This is a genomic window from Rhodococcus sp. WAY2, from assembly GCF_009859915.1.
Classification (GTDB): Bacteria; Actinomycetota; Actinomycetes; order Mycobacteriales; family Mycobacteriaceae; genus Rhodococcus_F; species Rhodococcus_F oxybenzonivorans.
Map to the genome: position 1 here is coordinate 215,526 of NZ_CP046574.1, position 13,780 is coordinate 229,305.

16 protein-coding genes and 2 pseudogenes are annotated in these 13,780 nt (G+C 64.6%); 15 read left to right on the forward strand and 3 right to left on the reverse strand.

Features of this window, described 5'->3' with window-relative positions; all coding sequences use genetic code 11:
* Positions 1–23: 23 nt before the first annotated feature.
* Entirely contained in the window at positions 24–419 is a 396-nt protein-coding gene (locus tag GFS60_RS35605) for an SCP2 sterol-binding domain-containing protein (protein WP_005253619.1), read from the reverse strand.
* 228 nt (positions 420–647) lie between these two features.
* Between GFS60_RS35605 and GFS60_RS35610 the strand changes: the two genes are divergently transcribed.
* The 12 genes and pseudogenes from GFS60_RS35610 to GFS60_RS35660 all read left to right on the forward strand — a co-directional run bounded on the left by GFS60_RS35610 (position 648) and on the right by GFS60_RS35660 (position 9,087).
* On the forward strand, positions 648–2,054 hold the full coding sequence (locus tag GFS60_RS35610) for a Rieske 2Fe-2S domain-containing protein (RefSeq protein ID WP_159929237.1): 1,407 nt from the start codon (positions 648–650) through the stop codon (positions 2,052–2,054).
* Positions 2,055–2,057: 3 nt separating this feature from the next.
* A complete protein-coding gene (locus GFS60_RS35615; protein WP_159929239.1) occupies positions 2,058–2,576 on the forward strand; it encodes an aromatic-ring-hydroxylating dioxygenase subunit beta in 519 nt (172 codons plus the stop codon).
* Between the two features lie 13 nt (positions 2,577–2,589).
* Entirely contained in the window at positions 2,590–2,862 is a 273-nt protein-coding gene (locus GFS60_RS35620) for a hypothetical protein (protein WP_005253629.1), read from the forward strand.
* A gap of 5 nt (positions 2,863–2,867) precedes the next feature.
* Positions 2,868–3,683, forward strand: coding sequence for a 3-(cis-5,6-dihydroxycyclohexa-1,3-dien-1-yl)propanoate dehydrogenase (gene hcaB / locus GFS60_RS35625; protein ID WP_159927764.1), 816 nt, complete (start codon positions 2,868–2,870; stop codon positions 3,681–3,683).
* 221 nt (positions 3,684–3,904) lie between these two features.
* The gene (locus GFS60_RS35630) at positions 3,905–4,891 is read left to right on the forward strand and encodes a dihydrodipicolinate synthase family protein (RefSeq protein WP_159929241.1); all 987 of its coding nucleotides are present in this window, start codon (positions 3,905–3,907) and stop codon (positions 4,889–4,891) included.
* A gap of 318 nt (positions 4,892–5,209) precedes the next feature.
* A pseudogene (locus tag GFS60_RS40550) lies at positions 5,210–5,431 on the forward strand (hypothetical protein); the annotation flags it as partial.
* Positions 5,432–5,457: 26 nt separating this feature from the next.
* On the forward strand, positions 5,458–5,913 hold the full coding sequence (locus GFS60_RS35635; RefSeq protein ID WP_159929243.1) for a hypothetical protein: 456 nt from the start codon (positions 5,458–5,460) through the stop codon (positions 5,911–5,913).
* Positions 5,910–6,563, forward strand: a complete 654-nt coding sequence (locus tag GFS60_RS35640; RefSeq protein ID WP_159929244.1) for a hypothetical protein — start codon at positions 5,910–5,912, stop codon at positions 6,561–6,563. The genes GFS60_RS35635 and GFS60_RS35640 overlap by 4 nt, the downstream gene beginning before the upstream one ends.
* 10 nt (positions 6,564–6,573) lie before the next feature.
* The gene (locus GFS60_RS35645) at positions 6,574–7,107 is read left to right on the forward strand and encodes a hypothetical protein (protein ID WP_159929245.1); all 534 of its coding nucleotides are present in this window, start codon (positions 6,574–6,576) and stop codon (positions 7,105–7,107) included.
* A 51-nt stretch (positions 7,108–7,158) separates the two neighbouring features.
* Positions 7,159–7,866: a hypothetical protein gene (locus tag GFS60_RS35650; protein WP_159929246.1), complete on the forward strand. Its 708-nt coding sequence runs from the start codon at positions 7,159–7,161 to the stop codon at positions 7,864–7,866.
* Positions 7,863–8,510: a hypothetical protein gene (locus GFS60_RS35655; protein WP_159929247.1), complete on the forward strand. Its 648-nt coding sequence runs from the start codon at positions 7,863–7,865 to the stop codon at positions 8,508–8,510. Before GFS60_RS35650 ends, GFS60_RS35655 begins: the two co-directional genes overlap by 4 nt.
* Before the next feature lie 52 nt (positions 8,511–8,562).
* Positions 8,563–9,087, forward strand: coding sequence for a hypothetical protein (locus GFS60_RS35660; RefSeq protein ID WP_159929485.1), 525 nt, complete (start codon positions 8,563–8,565; stop codon positions 9,085–9,087).
* Positions 9,088–9,157: 70 nt separating this feature from the next.
* On the opposite strand, the gene GFS60_RS35665 is transcribed toward GFS60_RS35660, so the two are convergent.
* Positions 9,158–9,763, reverse strand: a complete 606-nt coding sequence (locus GFS60_RS35665; protein ID WP_159929248.1) for an HNH endonuclease — start codon at positions 9,761–9,763, stop codon at positions 9,158–9,160.
* 302 nt (positions 9,764–10,065) lie between these two features.
* Here GFS60_RS35665 and GFS60_RS35670 point away from each other — a divergent pair, with 302 nt between their 5' ends.
* The gene (locus GFS60_RS35670) at positions 10,066–11,214 is read left to right on the forward strand and encodes a tyrosine-type recombinase/integrase (RefSeq protein WP_159929249.1); all 1,149 of its coding nucleotides are present in this window, start codon (positions 10,066–10,068) and stop codon (positions 11,212–11,214) included.
* 512 nt (positions 11,215–11,726) lie between these two features.
* A pseudogene (locus GFS60_RS35675) lies at positions 11,727–11,918 on the forward strand (carboxymuconolactone decarboxylase); the annotation flags it as partial.
* Here the strand turns inward: GFS60_RS35675 and GFS60_RS35680 are convergent.
* Positions 11,918–12,827, reverse strand: a protein-coding gene (locus GFS60_RS35680; protein ID WP_442972227.1) for an IS5 family transposase whose coding sequence is annotated in 2 segments (ribosomal slippage) — positions 11,918–12,475 and positions 12,477–12,827 — 909 coding nt in all. Because the reading frame shifts where the segments join, the coding sequence is not laid out codon by codon here. The pseudogene GFS60_RS35675 and the gene GFS60_RS35680 sit on opposite strands and share 1 nt — an antisense overlap.
* Positions 12,828–12,932: 105 nt before the next feature.
* Here GFS60_RS35680 and GFS60_RS35685 point away from each other — a divergent pair.
* A protein-coding gene (locus GFS60_RS35685; protein ID WP_201453711.1) for an IS5 family transposase occupies positions 12,933–13,741 on the forward strand; the annotation gives its coding sequence in 2 pieces (ribosomal slippage) (positions 12,933–13,275 and positions 13,275–13,741; 810 coding nt in all).
* Positions 13,742–13,780 lie beyond the last annotated feature (39 nt).

A 13,780-nucleotide genomic window follows, 5' to 3' on the forward strand; every position in this document is an offset into this window, starting at 1 on the left:
CCCTTGTGCGCGAGGCTTTCCGGTTACACCGACCAGTCGGTGCCGTCGATCTGGCCCATCATCTTCATCGCTGCTTCCAGGGATGGAAGGTTCGCCATAGCGACCGACATGGGGCCGCGAAATTTGACCTTGCGGGTGACCATCGCCTTGGCTGCCGGGAGTTCGCCCAGGCCGAGGCGCTGCCAGGTGTCCGTATTGGCTGTTAGCACGAACTCGGGCTTGACGCCGTCAGCCGGGGCGCCCGCCCGGACGACCTCGCCGAGGACTACCTGGATCTGACCTGCGCGGCTCTCGTCCTCGGCGAGTCGGTACTCGATGACCATGCTCAGTTTCTTGAGTCCCTGGCGTGTCGCCTCGGTGTTGTTCCACAGCTCGCCATATGTCTGCATCCACTCGGGTGAAAGGACGGGTGTTGTCATGTTGCGCTCTCCTTGTTGGTGGCCCACGACACACAATCCGGTCGTCGGTGACCTGCGACACAAAATTACGTTGACCGATGTGAGCAAAGATACTAACATGTTAGAACGTCAGTCAAGTAGATGGCTTTGAGCGGGGTCGAATCGCCTCGGAGACCCCCACTTTCAGGGTTCGTAGGCCCGCACTTCCAGAAGGAGAAAGAGAATGTCTGACTCGAGAAAGCCGAAAGCATGCTGAGCAACGAACTCCGGCAGACCCTTCAGAAGGGTTTGCACGACGTGAAGTCCGACTGGACCGTCCCCGCCTCGATCATCAACGATCCCGAGGTGCACGACGTCGAGCGCGAGCGGGTCTTCGGTCACGCGTGGGTCTTTCTCGCGCATGAGAGTGAGATCCCCGAGCGCGGTGATTACGTCGTGCGGTACATCTCCGAGGATCAGTTCATCGTCTGCCGCGACGAGGACAGCGAAATCCGCGGGCATCTCAACGCTTGCCGCCATCGCGGTATGCAGGTGTGCCGCGCGGAGATGGGGAACGCCTCGCACTTCCGGTGCCCGTACCACGGCTGGACCTACAGCAACACGGGAAGTCTGGTCGGCGTGCCGGCCGGCAAGGACGCGTACGGCAATCAGCTGAAGAAGTCCGACTGGAACCTGCGGCCGATGCCGAACCTGGCCACCTACAAGGGCCTGATCTTCGGCTCGCTGGACCCGAACGCCGATTCGCTGGAGGACTACCTCGGCGATATGAAGTTCTACCTCGATATTGTTTTGGACCGCAGTGACGCCGGGCTGCAGGTCGTCGGCGCCCCGCAGCGGTGGGTGGTCGACGCGAACTGGAAGCTCGGCGCAGACAACTTCGTCGGCGACGCCTACCACACCATGATGACCCACCGCTCGATGGTCGAGCTGGGGCTCGCCCCGCCCGACCCGCAGTTCGCACTCTACGGAGAGCACGTCCACACCGAGCACGGTCACGGCCTGGGCATCATCGGTCCGCCGCCGGGTATGCCGCTGCCGGAGTTCATGGGCATGCCGGAGAACATCGTCGAGGAGTTGGGGCGTCGGCTCACGCCGGAGCAGGTCGAGATCTTCCGGCCCAATGCCTTCATCCATGGCACCGTGTTCCCGAATCTGTCGATCGGCAACTTCCTGATGGCCAAGGACCACCTCTCCCCACCGACGCCGTTCCTGACGCTGCGCCTCTGGCACCCGCTCGGACCGGACAAGATGGAGGTGATGTCGTTCTTCCTCGTCGAAAAGGATGCGCCCGACTGGTTCAAGGACGAGAGCTACAAGGCCTACCTGCGCACCTTCGGGATCTCCGGCGCCTTCGAACAGGACGACGCCGAGAACTGGCGCAGTATCACCCGTGTTCTGGGTGGTCAGTTCGCCAAGGCAGGCGAGCTCAACTACCAGATGGGGCGCGGCGTTCTTGAGCCCGACCCGAACTGGCCCGGACCCGGGGAGGCCTACCCGCTGGACTACGCCGAGGCCAATCAGCGCAACTTCCTCGAATACTGGATGCAGCTCATGCTCGCGGACACACCGCTGCACGCCGGCAACAGCAATGGCAACGGCAAGGTGGAGACATCGGCGGCGGGCGGCCCCAAGACCCCAGCGAAAGCGGAGGCGTAGGCCATGAGTACGCAGACACAGATCTCGGACACCACCGTCCGTGAGATCACCGAATGGCTCTACATGGAGGCCGGGCTGCTCGACGCCGGTAGGTACCGGGAATGGCTGGACCTCGTCGCCGAGGACCTGAGCTACATTGTGCCCCTGCGGGTCACCCGGGAGCGTGAGGCCGTGACCGACGTCGTCGAGGGAATGACCCACATGGACGACGACGCGGACTCGATGGAGATGCGCGTGCTGCGCCTCGAGACCGAGTACGCGTGGGCGGAGGACCCGCCGTCGCGCTCACGGCACTTCGTCACCAACGTTCGAGTCGCGCCGGGCGATAGCGAGGACGAGTTCGAGGTTACCTCGAACCTGCTGCTCTACCGCACCCGCGGTGACGTTGCTACCTATGACGTCCTCTCGGGCGAGCGTAAGGACGTGCTCCGGCGCGCGGACGACGGCTTCCGTCTCGCCAAACGTGTTGTGCTCCTTGATCAGACCACGATAATGACACACAACCTCGCCCTGATCATGTGACGGAGGAGCCTATATGAGCATCATCCACAACGACCGCGGAGAGCCGATAATCCAGATCGCCAACGAGTTCACGGTGATCCAGGTCGGCTACACCCGCACGGGCAGTGGTGAGCGTCTCGTCATCACCTCGCCGCGCCTCGGATTCCAGACCCATCTGGATCCGCTGCAACTCGAGAGCCTCACCTGGCAGACGCCGGACATGTACTCGGCGCTGCTCGACACGCCCTACGGACCGGGCTCGGAACTCAAAGCGAGCCCCCTGTCGGCTCTATTCAGAAAGGACTGATTCCCTTGGGATTCCTGGACGGCAAGGTGGCGCTCGTCACCGGCGGCGGATCGGGTATTGGCCGTGCTGTGGTCGAGCTCTACGTGCAACAGGGCGCAAAAGTGGGGATCCTCGAGATCTCCCCGGAGAAGGTGAAGGACCTGCGCAACGCACTGCCCGCCGACTCCGTCGTGGTGACGGAAGGTGACGCCACGTCGATGGCCGACAACGAACGCGCCGTCGCCGACGTCGTGGACGCGTTCGGGCCGCTTACCACGCTCGTCTGCGTGGTCGGCGTTTTCGACTACTTCACCGAGATTCCGCAACTGCCCAAGGACAAGATCAGCGAGGCGTTCGATCAACTCTTCGGCGTCAACGTCAAGAGCAACCTGCTCAGCGTGAAGGCGGCGCTCGACGAGCTGATCGAGAACGAGGGTGACATCATCCTCACCCTCTCCAACGCTGCGTTCTACCCCGGTGGCGGTGGCCCGCTGTATGTGTCGTCGAAGTTCGCCGTACGCGGCCTCGTGACCGAGCTCGCGTACGAGCTGGCGCCGAAGGTGCGCGTCAATGGCGTGGCACCAGGTGGCACCATCACCGAGCTGCGCGGCATCCCTGCTCTGGCCAACGAGGGCCAACGTCTCAAGGACGTGCCGGACATCGAGGGTTTGATCGAGGGCATCAATCCGCTGGGAATCGTCGCCCAGCCTGAGGATCACTCATGGGCATACGCGCTTCTCGCCTCCCGGGAGCGGACCTCGGCGATGACCGGCACCATCATCAACAGCGACGGCGGTCTCGGGGTCCGCGGTATGACGCGGATGGCCGGTCTCACGCAGTGAGGGTCGGCGCGTGGGTGGGTCACTCCTCCCACGCGCCGTGACGGGTTCGGACGTCCACCAGCCCGGCGACGGTCCCCGCCGTCGGGCTGGTGTCCGCTGCGATCATTCCTGCCCAGCCCGGCCGTTCCTGAGCTTCAACGGCCACCGTGGAGGGGGCGCGTCCCGAACCGTTAGGACGTCAACGACGACATTGGAAACGACACCTTCACATCGGAGATGGCATGGCACAGAAGTTCGGAGTCAATGACCTGCGCGGCGTCGTCGCGGTCACGCCGACCCCGGCGCTCCCCGACGCGGGGGAGCTCGCCGGGCGCGACACGGTCGACCTCGAGGAGACGGACCGGATGATCCGGCGGCTGATCGCCGACGGCGTCGACGGCATCATCACCAACGGCACGCTCGGCGAAATGGCAACCCTGACCCTCACCGAGTGGCAGGCATTCACACGGCGCGTGTCCGAAGTCGTGTCCGAGGTCGCCCCCGACCTGCCGCTGTTCATCGGGGCGACCACACTGAACACCCGTGACACCGTCGACCGGATCCGCTTCCTGGAAGACCTCGGGATCCACGGGGTGTTCCTCGGTCGTCCGATGTGGGGCGGACTCGGCGCCGACACGATGGCCGCCTTCTACCGCGATATCGCCGACACGTTCCCTGACATGTCGATCGTGCTCTACGACAACCCTGAAGCATTCAAAGGCCCTATCCCATCATCGGTCTACGCCGAGCTCGCCACGCTGCCCCAGGTCATCGGCGCGAAATACATTGCGCTCACCCCGAAGTTCGCGGTGGACATCGCCGCGGTCGACGGCAAGATGCGGCTGCTGCCGCTCGAAAGCGACTGGCTGGCGACCCGCACCCTCTACCCGGACGAGGCGCTTGGCTGCTGGAGCAGCAGCGCGCTGTGCGGCCCGGAGCCCGTGCTCGCCCTCCGGGACGCACTCGCGTCCGGAAACCTCGATGCGGCGCGACAACTGACCCATCGCATCGACTGGACCTACGAGCCGTTCCTCGCCCGTACCAACTTCCCCGAGTTCTCCAAGTACAACGTCACCCTGGAGAAGCTCCGCTTCGACGAGGCTGGCTACATCAACGCCGGGCCAGCCCGTCCCCCATTTCTGACAGCACCCGAGGCCTATGCCGAGGGGGCGCGCGAAAACGGACGTCGGTGGCGCCATCTCGTCGACGAAATCACCACCACGAACTAGGTGTTCCACACAACCCTGGGTCCAGGGCTGCGCCGTTTCCCTTCGGTGGCACGGCAGGTCCGCACAATCCGCGCAGTACGACCAGCGTAATTCCCGCGCTGGCCATCAAGGACAAGGAGATTGGATCGATGACCGACAAGCTGAAGCTCTTCTCACAAGACTGGTGACGCAGCACTCGACGCGGTCAATGCCAACGATCCGATGTATGAGGGTTTCAAGGATCCTGGCGTGACGAGACGATCTTGCCCTCTTTGAATTCGAGATGGCAGGCGACATCGTCCCGGCCGATGACGCCAATTCCAGCTTGTTGGTGAACGTGTCCCACGGACGTTCGACGAGAGTGAGCTGTGGCTGATCATCAACGGCAACTTCGAGACCTGGCAGGCCGCCGCCACGGGTAAGGAAGAAGGCCGAAGCCTGCTGATGAAGGGGCAGATCAAGTTCGCCAAGGGCCCGATGTCCGCGGCGATCGAGAACGCGGGAGCTCTCCACAACTTCCTGCTCACCTGGGGTCAGGTCCCCACCGACTGGGACGTCTGACCCCACGAACCTGAAAGGCCCACGCCATGACCACTGTTGAATCCGGCACGTACCCCGTCAGTTTGTTCGATGGTGAGGACGCGAATGGCGTCGCAAACATCGTCGGCATGCTGCTCGGGCAGAACCTCGAAAACTTTCCGTCGCGAATCCAGTTCGCACGCAAAATCGCTCGACCGGTTTCCATTATCAGCACGGACACCGACAGCGCCTGCACAATCGTGTTCGGCACCGACGAAGCGGTCGTCTACAACGACGTCGTCGGGACACCAGCCGTGACCGTCATCGCCACCGTCGATCAGATCGTGGACGTGTCACAGTTGCGAATGAAGGCCGGCGGGCTCATCCCGGTGGGCTTCTTCACCGGCCGTGGAATGAAGGTGCTCGGTGCGATCCTCACACACAAGCTGGTCGTGAAGGGTCTACTCACCCAAACCGTGACCGCGCTGCGCACCATCGCGTTGGTCTCGGTGATCGAATCATGACCTCACTCTCGGGCCGCAGCCGCCCGGGCAGTCACGCCTCCGACGACCAGGCGATGCAGTTCGAATTGCCGAATGCAGACGACGACGTCGTGCAGGGCGGGGAACCGCCTCGGGCGTCGAAGGCCACGAACATCGTCAGGGGGTTGCTCCTGCTCGCCCTGATCCCGGTCTCGGTGTTCTACCTGGGCCCGCGGATCTACAACCTGACCGCCACCCCCTACCGACTGGACCAGGCCGTGGTTTCCGCCGGCAACTACAACCCCGCGCTGGACAAGATCGTCGAGCACGAAAAGGTGACCCTCTCCGCGTTCGCGTCGCTGGACAAGATGAAGACCGCGCTCGCGAGTGTCCTCGTCACCGATGCGACCGTCACCACCGAACTTCATACCTTGACCGGTCAGATCAGCGGCGATGTGCAGGCAACGCTCGATCAGGCCGGCGCGAACGTGACCGACCTCATTGCCTCCCTCGACACTCTGACCACGCACATCAACTCGTTGCAGCCTCCCGTCGACGGCGCCACCGCGGCCCTCGCGGCCGACAGCGCCACGTTGCGGGCCATCCTCGACGACGCCCGTTCGACGGCCGCGAAGGTGCACAACGCTCGAGTCTCCGCGGAGGAGTCCGCGAACGACCTGTCAGGAAAATAGGAGAAGTACTGTGATTTTCTTCGGACGCCGCGGCGGTCCCGCCCGGATGGTTCTGGCGATCGTGGCGGTCGGTGTACTCGGTCTCCTCACGTTCGTGGTGTTCAACCTCAACACCCGCCTCGACAACCAGCAGCGCGCCAACGTGACGAGCATCGCCGCTTCTCAGGCCATCGTCGACGTCAACGACAAAGTGACCGGCCAACTCCAGCAACTGACCGAGCTCACCCACACGGCACACACCGCGCTCGATGCCACCTCCGCGCTCGGTCCACTGCTGATCAAGTTGGACGAGGCGATCGCCCCGGCGGCGGCGATGCTGGCCAGCAGCACCGCGGGCGCCCAGATGACCAACGACCAGCTCACCAACATCCAGTCCATCCTCGGCGAGGTCCAGAACACCGTGCTCCCGTTGGTGTCCTCCGCGGAAGCGTTCGGGGAGCAAGGAAACCAGCTGCTGACGATCGTGCAGGGGCTGGTGAGCGACCTGAAGGTCTCGGTCGAGGCGGCGAAGACGATCAACCAGATGCTTCCACTTCCCGGCTGAGCACTCTTTCACCGTCGACGATCCGACACAACTACATCCACTGGACGTGATATGCAGCAGCGCAACGATTTACCTCCCAACGCCTTCCCACCCCGAGGCCTGACCAGATACCAGCGATTCGATGTGCCCGCGGCGGCGCTGCCCTACCGAAAAGGAACCAAGCCGCATCGGCCGGATGTGCTGGTGCCCGCGATCCCCGACGCGACCGGGTTCTCGGTCGCAACCGAGTGGCTGGGCCGCCTCGCCGCGGTCATCGCCGTCGTCCTGTTCGCACTGGTGGTGGCCTCCATCCACAAGGGGCTGCAGGTACAACACAGCGCGCGCACCGTCGTGGACAACTTCCGCCTCACCAACGATTTCTTCGCCCAACGCGCGGACCTGACCGCGCCCGCCACCGCCCGCAAACAACTCGACGAACTGACAGGAGTCTTGACCCAGCTCAACATTGCGACCGCGACCGACGTCGACCACCTCGACGCCCTCCTACCGAACGCGCGCACGTTGCTCGCCGCCGGCCAAGGTGACACACAGATCGCCGGCCAGCTCGAGGGGGTCGCCACCACATTGCAGGGCTCGGCGGCATCCCTGCACCAGATATCGGCAGGCGCGAACACGACCGTGACCGGCGTCGACAACGAACTCACGCAGGCCATCGAACTGGTGAACCAGCTCAACGCGGAACTCACCCGCACGACGAACAAGCTCGCGCTCGTTCCCGCCACCGACGCATTCATTCCTGCCCCCGGAGGGAACCGATGATCACCAAAAAGTTGTGGACCGCGATCGTACTCATGCTGGGTGCGGGGTCGGCCGTGGTTCTGTGTGCCCTCAACGGGTTCTTTCCCGCCGTGCGCGATGTGAGCGATCCGCTGGGGCGGCCATCGAAACTCAGTCTCGAGCTGATCGATTCCGCCGGCCAATTCGACACCCTGACCGCGATTCTGGTCCCCAAGCACGCGCGTCTGGCCTCCGACATCCAGACCCTGACGCCGCTCGCGAACGATCTCGAAGGACTCACCGACAAGGCCGGCGAACTCTCCGGTCAAGCCAAGACACTGAACGCCTCCACCAGCACGGTCAGCGAGATCGCGGCGCCGCTGCCCGACCTCATCGTGAAGGTGACCGGTCGTGCCGACACCGCGAGCCCGACGGTGGCCGGACTGTCCACTGCGGTGGGAGCGGTGACCACCCAGCTGGAGGCGATCAACCACGGACTGACCACCGTCCAGGGATCCCTCGGTGCGCTCGGCCCGAAAGCCGCCGCCATCTCTGCGACCCTCGCAATCGTTCGGGAAGAGGCCGCACACGTGCAGGAATTCGGGCCCCTCCTCGCGGTAATCGGCCCCCCGGTCAATGACCTGAACCTCCCCGCCCTCGGTGTCGCACCCGCACCGCCCTCATGACCACCCGCACCGGCTTGTGGCCGACCACTGAGCGAGTGAAAGGCAGAACATGATGTTTCGGCTCTCCTGGGCGATCGCCCTGTCCTTTACCATTGCGGTTCTCGCTGGCATCCTGATCGTGACGCGCGATCTGAGTATCTCGAATGACATCTTCAAAGACGGAGTGGCACAAGCGAAGATCGTCGACAGTACCACTGACCAGGCACTGGACGGTGCGCAGCAGTTGCCCGCCGCTGATCAGGCCCTCCACGAGGGTTTACCCCAGGTGGTGGGTGTACTAGACTCCCTCGCCAGAGCCGACCAGACTCTGGGTTCGCTCGGTGATCACTTGCAGTCTCTGGGGGACGCCTTGAAGTCCGCGGACGCCCCGCTCGGCGGGATCATCGATGCCGGCCAGTCCGCGACCGATCAGGCGAACGCGGCGGCCGCCCCGGCGGCGGAGATCGTGAACACCCTGTCCGCGGCCGATACGAAGGTTCAAGCCTTGGGCCCGTTGCTCGACCAGTCCCTCGCCCTCAGCCAGACGATCGACTCGAAACTGCGCATCGCACTCACCTTGCCGAAAGTAGGAAACTGAGGTCCGACGATCCGGCCTGCAGTCCGAGCGGTCGCGCTCACCGGCTAGGCATCCCCGGTGAAACGGCGCTTCAGGCACAACCTTCCGCCTGAACGGCCTTGGTCGCCCGTAACCACTTACCCAGGTACGGATCCGCAGCCAGCTGCGGGTGATGGTCGGTGTAGCGGACGAACCACCCGGTCAGACCGTCCCACGCAGTTGAGGAACCGGCCGTCACGAGCGGCCATCCCAGCTCGTCCAGGGTCCAGTGGGCCTTTGCCGAGTTACGCAGCATGGAGGTGGTGACCCAGTTCGCCTCCTCGTCTGCCCCGCCGCGAGTCACGGGAACGACGTGGTCGATGGTCGGGAAGAGTTCCCAGTACGCGAAGTGGGTCTGCGACATGCTCCAGTTCGGGTGTGCCGGAAACTCGTCCGGGATGATCTTCGACAGGGTCCGCAACGCACCCGGATGCACCAGCTTGGTTCCCGAGTATCGGTCGAGGAAGCCGTCACGGTAGAACACGCGCAGACATTGGCGTTCGGTGTATTTACGCGTCGCCTTCAGCGTGGCCACGAAGGGGTACTCGCCGCCCAGGATCACCTTGGCTCGACCGGCCTCATCCTCCTCGAGTGCGGCACACACCCGGACTAGAATTTCCGCCTTCTCACCCGCCACCGTGCTCCCATCGCCCTGCATCCGGCTTCTCCCAAGGTCGAGGTTCTCCTGAGGGCTTCGTCGTCGCACCCCTCCATGGCTGTTACCGCGGCACTCCAGCATCCAGATCCGAGCGTCGACGTGTCCTGTGTCAGCGAATCGTCCTTGAAGCCGACGCTTGGTTCTCTCGGGTCTCCTCGTGTGTGGTGGATTGTTGCGTCCGGCTTGGTTTGGTGCTGGTGCACCACACGATCGCTCGGGATGATGTGCACGTTGCCGACACGCGGCTGCGTTGCCGGGAATGAGGGACGCGGCGGAGTAGCCTCCGGCGTGGAGGGATGCCGATGCGAGCCTTTCGTATCACGTTGCCGTCGGCCGAGCGGTATTGGACCGTGGTCGATGACGAGTACCGGATTGTCGGCGATGTCGACGAGTACTTGCGGCATCTTCGATTCGGGCACGACGCTGCAGAGAGCACCACCAAGGCCTACGCGGAGTCGCTGACACTGTATCTGCGCTGGTGCGAGCACACACAGCGAGATTGGCGGACCGCGGCCGAACGGCTTGGTGCGTTCGCCACCTGGCTCAGGCACACCCCGATCGATCCGGAGGCTCCGTTGATCGGTCCGGGGCTGCCCGAGGTGCGCGGCCCGGGCCGGATCAATCGGATCTTGGCGGCGGTTCGCGGATTTCTTCGGCACAGTGTCGCCGTCGGCACCGCGCCGCCGGAAGTGCTGGCGATGCTCTTCGAGGTCAGCGACAACCGTCACTTGCCGGTGGAGGCCGGCGGCGAGGACGGCGCACTGCACTACATGGCCCGTCCACGTCATCGCTTGTCGGAACCGGAGACTGGGGTGGACCGCGCCACCGACGAGGAGGCTCTCGCGTTGCTGGGGGCCTGCCGGTCGGCTCGTGACCGGTTCATCGTGGTCGCGATGGCGCGGGCCGGGTTGCGGCGTGGTGAATTGTGCGGGCTTCGGCGCGAGGACATCCACTTCGTGGCCGACGCGTCGGGCCTGGGTTGCACGATGTCCGGTTCACATCTGCACGTGCGCCGCCGGGTGAATATCAACGGCGCGTGGGCGAAGTCCCGCCGCCCCCGGGCGGTTCCGGTCGACGATCTGCTGGTGCTCGCGTACGACACCTACGTCTTCGAACGCGACCGGTGCCGCCCGGCCCGAGAGTGCGACTTCGTCCTGGTCAATCTCTTCCACCCGCCGCTGGGATCGCCGATGCGGCCCGGCGCGATCATCGAGCTGTTGACGGGGTTGTCGCGGCGGGCGCACCTGTCCCGCCGGGTTCACCCGCACCAGCTGCGCCACGGATTCGCCTCCGACGTCCTGGACGCGGGAGGGTCGATCGACGAGGCCCAGCAATTGCTCGGCCACGCCCGCGCAGCCTCGACGCAGGTCTATGCGCATCCTTCCGCGCAACGGCTGCGCGATGCGGTCGAGCGCGTCGCCGCACTCAACCGCGACGGGGTGAGCCGGTGACTGCGGCGCTGTCCACCGTCGGTTCCCGTCGGCCGGCGCGGAAGGCCGAGGGGTTGTGGCCGCGGTTGGACCCCCTGTTCCTGACCGCCGCCGGGTGGGCTCCCGCAACGGAAACTCTGACCCCACCACCAGAGCATCCGCTGTTGGGATTCCGGCCGTGTCGGGTCCGGGGATGCCGAACCGAAGTGCTCTGTCCGGACGGCCTGTGCGCGACCTGCCACCAGGCATTCCTCCGCTCCGACATGGGCATCGAGGCGTTCGCTGCTGCGGGTCCGGTGCGCAGACTGCACCGGGGCGAGGTCATCTGCGGAGTTCGCGGTTGTCCCCGCCCGTGTCGCAACAACCGCCTCAAAATCTGCACGACCCACGAGAATCACCGGAGGAGACTGAACCTGCCGCTGGGCGAATTCTTGAAAGATACTGCACCGAAACCCTCCCAGGATTCGGCCCGTGTCGGGTGACGGTCTGCGACCGGCAGGCACACTGCCGACGCGGGCTCTGCCGGCCACACGATGTTCGCCCGCACGCTGGGCCGAGTCGAATCGGCCTTCGGTGCCGTGCCCGCGATGTTCGCAACCGTCGCCAACTCCCCCGCGGCACTGGCGAGCAGGTGGGGATCGTTCGGCGCACTCGGCGGCGGCACCCTCGGCGCACCGTTGATCGATCAAATCGCCGTAGCCGTGGCCGACGCCAACCGCTGCGACTAGGGCATGTCTCCCAATAGTTTGAGCCATTCGACGATGCCGGCGAGAAGGAATCCAGCCCGGTAAGTCAGCGCAAGCTTGTCATACCGGGTTGCCACCGCTCGCCACTGTTTTGCCTTGTTGAAGGCCCTTTCCACCACGTTGCGGCCCTTGTACGACTCGGCATCGAAGTTCGGTGGCCGACCGCCCGCGCTGCCCTTGTTCTTGCGGTTGGCCACCTGATCGGACTTCTCGGGAATGACCGCCTTGATGCCCTTGCTGCGTAGCAGTTCTCGATTGGCCTTGGATGTGTACGCCTTGTCGGCACGGACCTCGTCCGGGCGCGTGCGGGGTGCGCCGCCACCGATGCGCGGCACGCAGATGCCCTCCAGGAGCGGGCCGAACATCGGGCTGTCGCCTGCCTGGCCAGGACCCACCAGCACCGACAAGGGACGTTCGTCGCCATCGCACGCCAGGTGGACTTTGCAGGTCAGCCCGCCGCGGGACCGGCCGATGCCGTGATCGACCGGTTCGTCAAGCAGATTCGTGTAATTCGGTAGATCCCCCTGTGTCACGCGCGGCGTTGGCGCCGTGCTGGTGCACCCGCACCACGGTGGAATCCACCGACACCGCCCAATCCAGATCGCCACCGGCATCGGCCATCGCCGCCAGGGCTATGAGTACCCGATCCCACGTTCCATCCCCGGCGTAGCGTCGGTGCCGTTTCCACACCGTCTTCCAGGGGCCGAAATGCGCAGGTAGATCCCGCCACGGGAGCCCGGTACGCAGCCGGTAGAGCATCCCCTCCACCACGAGCCGGCTGTTCTGGAACTTCCGCCCCCGCAGCCCATCCGAACTGGGCAACAGCAGCGCAAGCAACTCCCACTGCTTGTCCGTCAACACCTCAAACCGATTAACAACGTCTGCCACAGCGAAGAGTCTGCAGCACAACACCCCAAATCATTGGGAGACACGCCCTAGTGCTTAGAGCGTGTCTCATGTGGATGAAGTGACTTGTGGTGCATTATGTGACTCGTGGTAGATGAGTTGTCTCTGCGGTTGGTGCCGGATGCGTTGTGGGAGATCGTCGAACCGTTGATTCCGCGCTTCGTCTCTCGCCCGCAGGGAGGTGGCAGCGCCCCGGTGGATGACCGGGCGGTGTTCACCGCGATCGTGTACGTGCTGACCAGTGGATGTGCGTGGCGCCATCTTCCGCCGTCGTTCGGGGTCACCGTTCCCACCGCGCACCGCCGGTTCACTACGTGGGTGGCGGCGGGGGTTTTCGAGAGACTGCATGGTGAGGTGCTCGACCGACTCGGTGGGGCCGGCGAACTGGACTGGTCGGCAGCGATCCTGGATGCGGCGAGCGTCCGGGCGAAAAGGGGGGCTCGCTGACCGGGCCGAGCCCGGTCGATCGGGGCAAGAAGGGCTCAAAGATTCACGTCCTATCCGACTCGAACGGGATCCCGCTGGTGGTCGATGTTGCCGGAGCGAACACCCACGACAGCACCCTGCTGCAACCGATGGTCAGCGCGATTCCGGCGGTGAAATCCAGGCGTGGTCCGCGCCGCCGCAAACCCGGCAAACTGCGGGCCGACAAGGGCTATGACTACGACAAGCACCGTCGGTGGCTGCGCCAGCAGGACATCGTTCCGCGCATCGCCCGACGTGGCATCGATAAGAATGACCGGCTCGGCAGGTATCGGTGGAAGGTCGAACGCACTATCGCCTGGTTCACCGGTTACCGACGCCTGACCATCCGCTACGAACGCCACGGGGAGCACTTCGCCGGATTCCTCCACCTCGCCGCCGCACTCACCTGCTTCAAGAAACTCTCCATATGAGACACGCTCTTAGTGGTTCCGCCCATAAGTTCGTTGGGG